We start from the raw sequence: 9637 nt of genomic DNA on the forward strand, positions 1-9637 counted from the left end.
CGAAAGCATCCATGAAGTCCAGCCAGAAAATCGCCACCGCGCTCGTGCTCTGTGCCGCGGCCCTCTTTCCCCGTTTCTCCTTCGCCCAGTCCATCCCCGCGGCCATCCATGCGCAGGCCGCGCCACTGCCCGGCCCCTACGACGAACGCGGCTGGCTCGACCGGTTCTACGCGCCGCGCAAGTACGCGCCCGCGTGGAATCCGCAGACCGCCGCCGCCGCGCTGTGGGTGCTGCGCCAGGCTCCCGTACAGGGCCTCGATCCGCAGGATTACGGCGCCGACGACCTGCAGCAGCAGCTGCGATCCGGCCATGCCGATCCGGCCCGGTTCGACGTCGCGCTGACGACGGCGATGCTGCATTACCTGGCCGACCTGCGCGTGGGCCGCGTGCGTTCCGAGTACCACACCGGCAAGTCGGACGCGCGCCTCAAGCGCTACGATCCGGTCGAGCGCCTGCGCACGGGACTCGCGGCCGGCAAGCTGCGCGACGCGGTGCAGGCGGCCGAGCCGCAGCTGCCGCTGTACGCGCAGGTCAAGGCGGCGCTGGCGCACTACCGCGAGCTGGCGCAGCAGCCGTATCCGGCGCTGCCGGTGCCGCAGGCGAAGGTCAAGCCGGGCGGGGCGTACGCGGATACACAGGCGCTGTTCGAGCGCCTCGTGCTGCTGGGCGACCTGCCGGCGGATGCGGTGCGGCCGGCCGAGGGCATCTACGGCGACAAGCTGGAAGAGGGCGTGCGCCACTTCCAGGCGCGCCATGGGCTGGAGGAAGACGGTGTGCTGGGCCGCGGGACGGTCAATGCGCTCAACGTGCCGCCCGCGCAGCGCGTGCGCCAGCTCGAACTGACGCTGGAGCGTTTGCGCTGGCTGCCGGATTTCGGTCCCGGCCCGCTGATCGTCGTCGACCTGCCGGCCTACCGGCTGTGGGCGCTGCAGAACGGCAGCTCGGAGGCGCCGCTGGAGATGCGCGTCGTCGTCGGCTCCGCCGTCAAGACGGAAACGCCGCTGTTCGTCGGGCAGATGCGCTACCTCGAATTCAACCCGTACTGGAATGTCCCGCGCAGCATCCTGGAAAAAGAGATCCTGCCGAAGCTCGCGCGCAATCGGGCGTACCTGAAGCAGCATGACATGGAGACGGTGCCGCCCGACGCGAGCGTGGCGGACCTGAAGGCAGGGCGGGCGCGCGTGCGCCAGCGCCCGGGTGCGAAGAATTCGCTGGGACCGATCAAGTTCGCGATGCCGAACCCGATGGACATCTATCTGCACTCGACATCGGCGCGCGAACTGTTCGAACGCAGCCGGCGCGACCTGTCGCACGGCTGCATCCGCGTCGAGCATCCGGCCGCGCTGGCGCAGTACGTGCTCGGCGGGCAGCGCCAGTGGACGGCGGATGCGATCCAGGAAGCGCTGCAGCCGGGGCCGACGAAGCACGTCGACCTGGCTCGTTCGATTCCCGTGGTGCTGTTCTACGCGACCGCCATCGCCGACGGCGAGGGCAGTGCGCGCTTCGCCGCGGACATCTACGGCCGCGACGTCAAGCTGGAACAGGAACTGGCGGCACGCCGCCAGTCCTCGAACATCAGCGCGCTGACGTCAGCGCCGCGTCACCCCAGGTAACCGGCAGCTGCTCGTTGGCGCCGCCCGTGCTCTTCGCCACGAGTTCGATCAGCTTGACGCCGCCGACGTCCACGCTCAGCGCCTGCGCCGGCTGGCCCCAGCGCAGCGCACGGCTCTTCGCCAGCAGCTTGCCGTCGCCGTAGACCAGGAACGTCACGCCGTTCTTGCGGTCCTGCGCGGAATCGTCGACGCCGACCTTCGTCTCCAGGCGGCGGTAATCGTGGTTGCGCACTTCCAGGCGCGAATTGGCCAGGATGCCGATGCCGGCGTCGTAGCGCTTGCCCCCGATCTGCAGCCACTGGCCGTACGGCGTGCTGTCCGCGCGCGCGCCGCCGAAGCCGGCGTACATCGGGCGTTCGCCGCCGCCCTTGGTGCCGCTCCAGCCGAACGACGAGCGGAACACGGTCGGATCGGCCGTGGGCTTGGTCACGCCGTCGACGGCCGGATTCACGCTGCCCGGCTGCTCCGACAGGTACAGGCCGTCCGCCAGCGCGCGTGCGCCCTGGACGCGGAAGATGCGCGTCTCGCGCGGCGCCACTTTCACTTTGGTCTCGTTCGTGAACGACGAAGTTTCTTTCGACCACAGGTCGGTCAGCGTGATCTTGCCGTCCTTGCGCAGCTTGAGGTGCTCGGCCGTCAGGTCGGCGTCGATGGCCGCGAGGCCGCGGTTGAAGATGGCGACGGCCTTGTCGCCCGACGCGAGCGTCTTGACGAGGATTTGCACGTCGTCCGCGTCGTACGCGAGCACTGCCTGGTTGCCGGCCGGGTCCTGGTTCAGCGCGATGATGTCGGCGTTGCCGAAGATGTCCATCAGCGCCTGCGGTGTCGTGCGCAGGTCGGCGCCCGTCATCAGCGGCGAATTCAGCATGGCCCACAGCGCGAAGTGCGATTTCGCCTCGGTCAGGTGGTTCGCGTCGAAATCGCCGGCGCCGATGTACAGCATGTCGGGATCGTTCCAGCTGCCCGGATGGCCGTACAGTTCGCGCCGCGCGGCGCTGTCGTAGTTACTGAGCAGGCGCGGCCAATTCGGGCGGATGTCGTCGCTCGTGCGCGAGAGGTTGCCGAAGTTCTTGCCCCAGGCGCGCACGTCGGCCGAGCCCCACACGCACAGCGACAGCAGGTAGTCGCCGTCCGGATTGCTGCGCTTCAGCGCCTCGTTGATCTGCGTGAATTCCGCCTGCACGGCCGGGATGTCCGAGCGGGCGACCGATTCCAGGTCCAGCACGGGCTTCAGCGCGCGGTAGTTGCCCGTCTTGACTTTCGGGCTGTCCGCGCCGTACGCGCGCAGGCCGCAGCCGTCGACCTTGATGAAGTCGAAGCCCCAGTCGCGGAAGAACAGGCCGATGTCCTGGTCGATGTGGCCGTACAGGCCCACTTCGCGTTCGAGCACGCTGCCCTTCGGCAGGTTCGGGTCGTCGCCGCCGTACGCCTGCGAGCACGTATTGCGGCCCAGGTCCGAGTAGATGCCGGCCTTCAGGCCCATCGCGTGGATCTTGTCGGTGAACGGACGGAACCCGCCGTCGACGGTGGACGGGAACCGGTCCGGGCGCGGGATCAAGTGGCCGTCCGGCTGGTTGCGGCGCAGCGCCCAGCCGTCGTCGATGTTGACGTAGCGGTAGCCCTTGGCGGCCAGGCCGCTGTCCACGAGGCGCTGGGCCGCGCCCAGGACCTTCGCCTCGTCGATGTCGGTGCCGAACGCGTTCCAGCTGCTCCAGCCCATCGGCGGCGTGGCCGCATGGCCGGCGGTGTAGGCGCTCCAGCGCGCGGTCGGCGCGAGCGGATCGGTGGCGGCATGAGACAAGGATGCGGCGAACAACAGGGGAATCAGGGCAAGGCGAGGCTTTTGCATCGGGATTTCCAGTGTGAGATGTGGACGTAATAGCAGATTATGCAAAGCGCCGGAGCGTTCGACAATTATTAAATGTGTCATCCGGTATATCAATTTCGGCAGGGTTGGGGCATATGTTAAAGTGACATCATTATTCCGGGTGTCCCATGAATCTGTTCGAACATCTGGCCTTGCTGGCCGTCCTCGTGCTGGCCGCCGGCTTCCTGTCCCTGAGCGAAATCGCGCTGGCGGGCGCACGCAAGATCAAGCTGAAACTGCTGGCCGAGGCGGGCGACGAGCGCGCACACAAGGTGATCGCGCTGCAGGCGCAGTCGGCCGACTTCTTCGCCGCCTCGCAGATCGGCCTGAATGCGATCGCCATCCTGGGCGGTATCCTCGGGGAGGGCGCGCTGCGGCCGTTTTTCCTGGAATGGCTGACGCTCTTCTACGACGGGCCGGGCCGCGACAATGTCGCGTTCGCGCTGTCGTTTGTGTTTGTCACGACGCTGTTCGTGCTGTTCGCCGACCTGATGCCCAAGCGCCTTGCGATGATCGCGCCGGAGAGCACGGCGATGGCCGTCGTGCGGCCGGTCATGGTCGTCATCCGCGTGTTCAAGCCGCTGTCCTGGGCGCTGAACAAGGTGGCGAACATGCTGTTCCGCGTATTCGGCGTCGACACGACGCGCGAGGACCGCATCACCTTCGACGAAATCTCGGCCGTCGTGGAAGCGGGCGCGCAGGCCGGCGTGCTGCAGAAGCAGGAGCAGCACTTCATCGAGAACGTGTTCGAACTGGAATCGCGCGCCGTCACGTCGACGATGACGACGCGGGAGAACGTCGTGTTCTTCACGCTGAACGAAGCCGAGGACAGCATCCGCCAGAAGATCGCCACGCACGCGCTGTCGAAATTCCCGGTGTGCGACGGCGTGATCGACCGCGTGATCGGCTACGTGGACACGCGCGACATCCTCGTGCAGCTGTTCAACCGGCAGTCCCGTTTCCAGCTGAACGAATCGAGCATCCGCAAGGTCCTGATCATTCCCGATTCGCTGACGCTGTCCGAACTGCTCGACCGCTTCCGCGCCACCAAGGAGACGTTCGCCGTCGTGATCAACGAGTACGCGCTCGTCGTCGGCGTCGTCACGCTCAGCGACATCATGGTGACCGTCATGGGCAAATGGGGCGCACCGCTGGAGGCCGACCAGCAGGCCTTGCAGCGCGAGGACGGTTCCTGGCTGATCGACGGCAGCACGCCGGTGGCGGACATGAAGCGCGTGCTCGAGCTGGACGCGCTGCCCGAGGAGGAGCACTACGAGACGGCGGCCGGCTTCATGATGTACATGCTGCGCAAGGTGCCCAAGCCGACCGACAGCGTCGAATACGAAGGCATGCGCTTCGAAGTGCTCGACGTGGACCACTACCGCATCGACCAGCTGCTCGTGAAGCGGATCGGCGCGCGCGGCGCACCATCCGCCACGCAGGCCGATACGGTGGCCGACTAGTCCAGCACCAGGATGCCCTGCAGCGACGAGATCCGCTGCGGGGCCGACCACGTGCCGGCCAGCCGGCGCTGCGCGTCGAACTCCAGCAACTGCCGTCCCTTGTGCCCGTTGTCCGGACCGTGTCCCTGCCAGTTCGCGACGAGCAGGTGGCCGTTGTCCAGCTGCTGGAAGCTCGCGTAGAAGAACGGCGCCACCTCCGCGGGCAGGTCGGCCGCGGCGCCACAGCGCTGCTGCACGTTCCCGGCCGCGTCGAACAGCACCATCACGGCGCCATAGCCGCCTGAAACGAGGGTGGTGCCGTCCCCGTTCCGTTCGGCCTTCCAGGCATGCTCGAATTCGGACACGCCAAAGCGGCGGCGTTCCGTCAGGTCCGGCGCCGTTTCCAGGATGTGGTCGTTGGTGCACAGCAGGTATGTGCCGTCTGGCGTCGGGCGCATCAGGCGGACGTAGTCGCCGTCGCGGCGCGCGCTGGCGACGACGTTCCAGTCGCGGTCCAGCGTCAGCACGTTGACGCCACCCGTGCCGTCCAGGTTCCAGCCCGTCACGAGCGTGTGGCCGTCGGGCCGGCGGTGCACGGCCGTGACGTCGGTCCAGCGCGCGCAGGCGTGCAGGACGCGGCCCGATTCGATGTCCAGCTCGAAGAAACCGCGGTCGAAGCCGACCAGCGCGCGGGCCGCGTCGATCCGCTGCAGGTCGCGCGCGAGCGGGTAGGGGGACAGGTCCAGGGTCCAGTGGAAGGTGTCGGTGGCCGTGTCGACGAGCGACAGTTGTTGGCGGCCTTCGTCGATGGCGAGCAGGCGGCGGGAGATCGTGTTGGTCATTGTCCGAATCTTAGTTATCGATAACTTTTCGGAGTGTATGCGATTTCCGCGTTATCGACAATGGCGCCGGAGTTTGACGTCCTGCCGCTCCGCGCGGCATACCACCGGGTTGTCCGGCGCCTGGCTCCATTCGCACCAGCCGCCGTCGTACACCCCAATGCGCTCCCACCCCATCAGCCACGCGTAGAAGAACGCCAGCGACGCGCGCCAGCCGGTGCCGCAATAGAACACCGCCGGCGGGCCCGCATGGATGCCGCCCGCCGCCCACATGCGCAGGATGTCCGCCGCGGGTTTCATGCGCCCGTCGGCGTGGTGGAACGCGGCCATGCTGTTCACGTCGCCGTCCTCGCCGGCCCGGCCCCACAGCGCGCCGGCGATGTCGCCGCGCGCTTCGATGTAGCTGTAGCCCGAGGTCTTGCCGATGTACTCGTTCCACGTGCGGATGCTGACCAGCGTGCCCTGTCCATGCCGCAGCAGGCCGCGCACCTGGTCCATGTCGAACAGGTAGTCCGGCCGCGCGGGGAAGGGCGCGCCGAAATCGTCCGCCGCGGGACCGGGACGCGGCGGCCCGGATTCGAGCGGCAGGCCCGCCCGCTGCCAGGCCGCGAACCCGCCGTCGAGAAGGCGGACGTCGGCGACGCCCGCGTACAGCAGCAGGTGCGCGACGCGCGCGGCCGCGAGGACGTTGCGGCCGTACAGGATGACGGTGACATCGTGGCGGATGCCGTGGGCGAGCAGTACCCGCTGGAGTGCCGCGTCGGGGACCTTGTTCCATAGCGGTCCGTGTTCGAACCACGTCGTGTCGAGGTAGCCGGCGCCGGGGATATGGCCGGCCGCGTAGGTATCCTGTGCGTCGCATCCCGCTTCGAACACCCGGGCTCTACCGCCTGCGAGCGTCGTCAACCATGAGGGCGTGACGAGATGACGCCAGCGGGGCAGGTCGCGGCGCCAGCCGAAAAGAGGGATGCTGTCCAAGGGCGAAGGCAGAGGGAAGTGGCGGAAGGACGTATGGTACAGGACCCGACCTCAGACATGGTCGATGGCGAGGAACCGTTCGGCGAAGCTGGCCGCGCTGAGGGGCGGCGACACGACGAAGCCCTGGATCTCGTGGCAGCCCTCGGCGCGCAGGAACTCGAGCTGCTCTTCCGACTCGACGCCTTCGGCGATGACTTGCAGGTTCAGGTTGGCGGCCATCGCCAGGATCGCGCGCACGATCGCGCGGTCGCCCGCGTTCCGGGGCAGGTCGCGCACGAAGCTCTGGTCGACCTTGAGGCGGTCGACGGGCAGCTGCTTCAAGTAGGACAGCGACGAGTAGCCCGTGCCGAAATCGTCGACCGCCAGTTCCACGCCCATGGTCTTGATCAGGTGCAGCTTACCGATCGCGTCGAGGGTGTCGGCGACGAACGCGCCTTCCGTGATCTCCAGTTCCAGCCGGTGCGGCGGCAGGCCGGACAGGACCAGCGCAGACCGCACCTGGTCGACGAAATCGGCCTGGCGCAGCTGAACGACGGACACGTTGACGGCGATGCGCAGCGGCAGGCCGGTCCGGCCCCAGTCGGCCGCCTGGCAGCAGGCCGCGCGCAGCACCCAGTTGCCGAGCGCGACGATGAAGCCGCTTTCCTCGGCGACGTTGATGAACTCCTGCGTGGGCACCATGCCCCGGCCGGGGCGGTCCCAGCGCACGAGGGCTTCGGCACCGACGATGCGGCCGTCCGCCAGCGAGCGCTGCGGCTGGTAGAACAGCTGGAACTCGCCGCCTTCGATCGCATGGCGCAGGCCCGTTTCCAGGTCCATCCGGTGCTCGACCTGGCGCGCCATCGAGCTGTCGAAGAATTGCCAGCCGTTGCGGCCGGAGGCCTTGGCGCGGTACAGCGCGGTATCGGCGCTGCGCACGAGGGCCTGGCAATCCAGCCCGTCCTGGGGATACAGCGCGATGCCCATGCTGAGGGTGAGATACAGCTCGCGGTCGTCGAACGCGACCTTGTCGGCGCAGGCCGCGTGGATGCGTTCGGCGAGGTGCTCCGCCCGCAGCGCCAGCCGGTGGCCGCCCTCGACGGCGATGGCGAATTCGTCGCCGCCCATCCGCGCCAGAACATCGGTCGGGCCGATGCAGTCGCGCAGCCGCTCGCCGATCCGCACGAGCACCTGGTCGCCGCGCCCGTGGCCGAGCGTGTCGTTGAGCGTCTTGAAGTTGTCGAGGTCGATCAGGACGAGCGCGACCATCGTCCCGTTGCGCTCCGCCAGCGCCAGCGCGTGGTTGACGTGGTCGACGAAGGCACGCCGGTTCGGCAGCCGGGTCAGCGGGTCGACGTGGACCGCCTGGAATAGTTGCAGCTCCGACTGTTTCTGGCGCGTGACGTCGACCGTGACGCCGCGCACCTGCAGGTGTCCCGTCCCCGACCCGGCCAGCATGACGTTGCTGAGCAGCCAGATCTCCCTGCCATCCGGCGTCATGAGGTGATGCTCGACCGGCTTGAGCAGGCCCGGCCCGTCCATGTCCAGCACGGGCTCGACGGTCTTGCCGTCCGGCGTCGTGCAGAGGCGGTCGCGCCAGAACGCGGGGTCGCGGATCCACTCGCCGGCCTTGTAGCCCGAGATGGCTTCGGCGTTGCCGCTGACGTAGGTGAAGTGGAACGCCGGCAGTTCCGCTTCCCAGACGACGCCGTCGATGCCGTCGACCAGTTCCTGGAACCGGCGATGCGCCGCGTCCAGCTGGGCGTTGCGGCGGGTGAGGTTGTGTTGTGTTTCCTCGAGGTCGGCCAGGCGCAGCCACAGGAAGCGCAGCAATCCCAGCAGCAACAGGGTGGACACGGCGCCGATGGCGGCCACTTCACAACTGCGCACGACCCACGGGCGCAGCACCTCGGCGCGGGCGACGCTCGCCACGGCGACGATATCCGATTCGGGCAGGCTCGCATAGCCGATCAGGCGCGGCCGGCCGTCGATCATGCTGCGTTCCGTTTCGTACACGCCGGACGGTGCCTCGGCCAGTTTGCGGAACAGGCCCGTCGTGGCCACGTTGCGGTCCATGACGTCGGCCCCGAGCGGTGTCTCCATGATCACCCAGCCGTCGCGCCGCAGCAGCATGAGGCGGCTGCTGTCGCCCAGCCGCAGGGTCCGGTAGAAGCGGTCGAAATAGGCCATGTCGACGCCGAAGCCGCCGATCATCTTCAGCGTGCCGTCCGGATGGTCGACCCGGCGCGCGACGGGGATCGTCCATTTGCCGCTCGTGCGGGAGCGGATCGAGCGGGCGACATGCATGCCGCGGGCGGGGTGCGAGGATAGGTAGATGTAGTATTCGCGGTCGCGGCTGTCGATGGGCTGCAGCGGATACGTGGTGCTGCTGGCGCGCAGCCAGCCGTCCGCACCGATCAGGTTCAGGCTGGCGGCCTGCGGCGCCCCGTCCATCGCGGCGGCCAGGATGTCGTGGAGGTCGCGCTCGTCCGCCGGGGCGAGCACGAGGCCGCGCCGTTCGATCTCGCCGAGCGCCCAGCGCAGGCGGGTGTCGGCCTCGCCGAAGGTGCGCAGCGCATGTTCGTCGAGCGTGGCGGCGATGTTGCGCATGTCCGATCCGGCCTGCGCCAGCGTGGAGCGGCGGTCCATGACGATCGCGGTCCCGGCCGACAGGATGTAGAGCAATGGCAGGATCAGCGCGAACAGCACCATGCCGCGCCGCAGCTTGCGGATCGAGTTCAAGGCCATCGTCGTCCCTCCCCGTGGGAAAGCACAGCCTGTAAATATCATACACGCCGCCCAAGAAAAAAGGCTCCCGTCGTGAACTGAACCCCAAAAGTTGGACACCAACTTTTGGGGTTTTTTCATGACGAAGTACGATGAGCGGTTCAAGCTCTCTGTAGTTCAGCAATACTTGGA

The 9637-nt window shown here is 67.9% G+C and carries 6 protein-coding genes; 2 read left to right on the top strand and 4 right to left on the bottom strand.

What is annotated here, in order from left to right:
• Positions 1-11: 11 nt before the first annotated feature.
• Positions 12-1613: a murein L,D-transpeptidase gene (locus tag ASD28_RS30760; RefSeq protein ID WP_056137399.1), complete on the top strand. Its 1602-nt coding sequence runs from the start codon at positions 12-14 to the stop codon at positions 1611-1613.
• Here the strand turns inward: ASD28_RS30760 and ASD28_RS30765 are convergent.
• Positions 1576-3462 (bottom strand): NPCBM/NEW2 domain-containing protein, encoded by a 1887-nt coding sequence (locus ASD28_RS30765; RefSeq protein WP_056137401.1) that lies wholly within the window; start codon positions 3460-3462, stop codon positions 1576-1578. The genes ASD28_RS30760 and ASD28_RS30765 overlap by 38 nt on opposite strands.
• A 146-nt stretch (positions 3463-3608) precedes the next feature.
• On the opposite strand from ASD28_RS30765, the gene ASD28_RS30770 reads away from it, so the two are divergent.
• Positions 3609-4943: a hemolysin family protein gene (locus ASD28_RS30770; protein ID WP_056137404.1), complete on the top strand. Its 1335-nt coding sequence runs from the start codon at positions 3609-3611 to the stop codon at positions 4941-4943.
• On the opposite strand, the gene ASD28_RS30775 is transcribed toward ASD28_RS30770, so the two are convergent.
• The 3 genes from ASD28_RS30775 to ASD28_RS30785 form a co-directional block, all read right to left on the bottom strand.
• Entirely contained in the window at positions 4940-5764 is an 825-nt protein-coding gene (locus tag ASD28_RS30775) for a hypothetical protein (RefSeq protein ID WP_056137406.1), read from the bottom strand. The two genes, ASD28_RS30770 and ASD28_RS30775, sit on opposite strands and share 4 nt — an antisense overlap.
• Positions 5765-5815: 51 nt before the next feature.
• On the bottom strand, positions 5816-6667 hold the full coding sequence (locus ASD28_RS30780) for a sulfurtransferase (RefSeq protein WP_229412441.1): 852 nt from the start codon (positions 6665-6667) through the stop codon (positions 5816-5818).
• 123 nt (positions 6668-6790) lie between these two features.
• Positions 6791-9466 (bottom strand): EAL domain-containing protein, encoded by a 2676-nt coding sequence (locus tag ASD28_RS30785; protein WP_056137409.1) that lies wholly within the window; start codon positions 9464-9466, stop codon positions 6791-6793.
• Positions 9467-9637: the final 171 nt, after the last annotated feature.

The organism is Massilia sp. Root133, from assembly GCF_001426525.1.
Lineage (GTDB): Bacteria > Pseudomonadota > Gammaproteobacteria > Burkholderiales > Burkholderiaceae_D > Telluria > Telluria orientalis.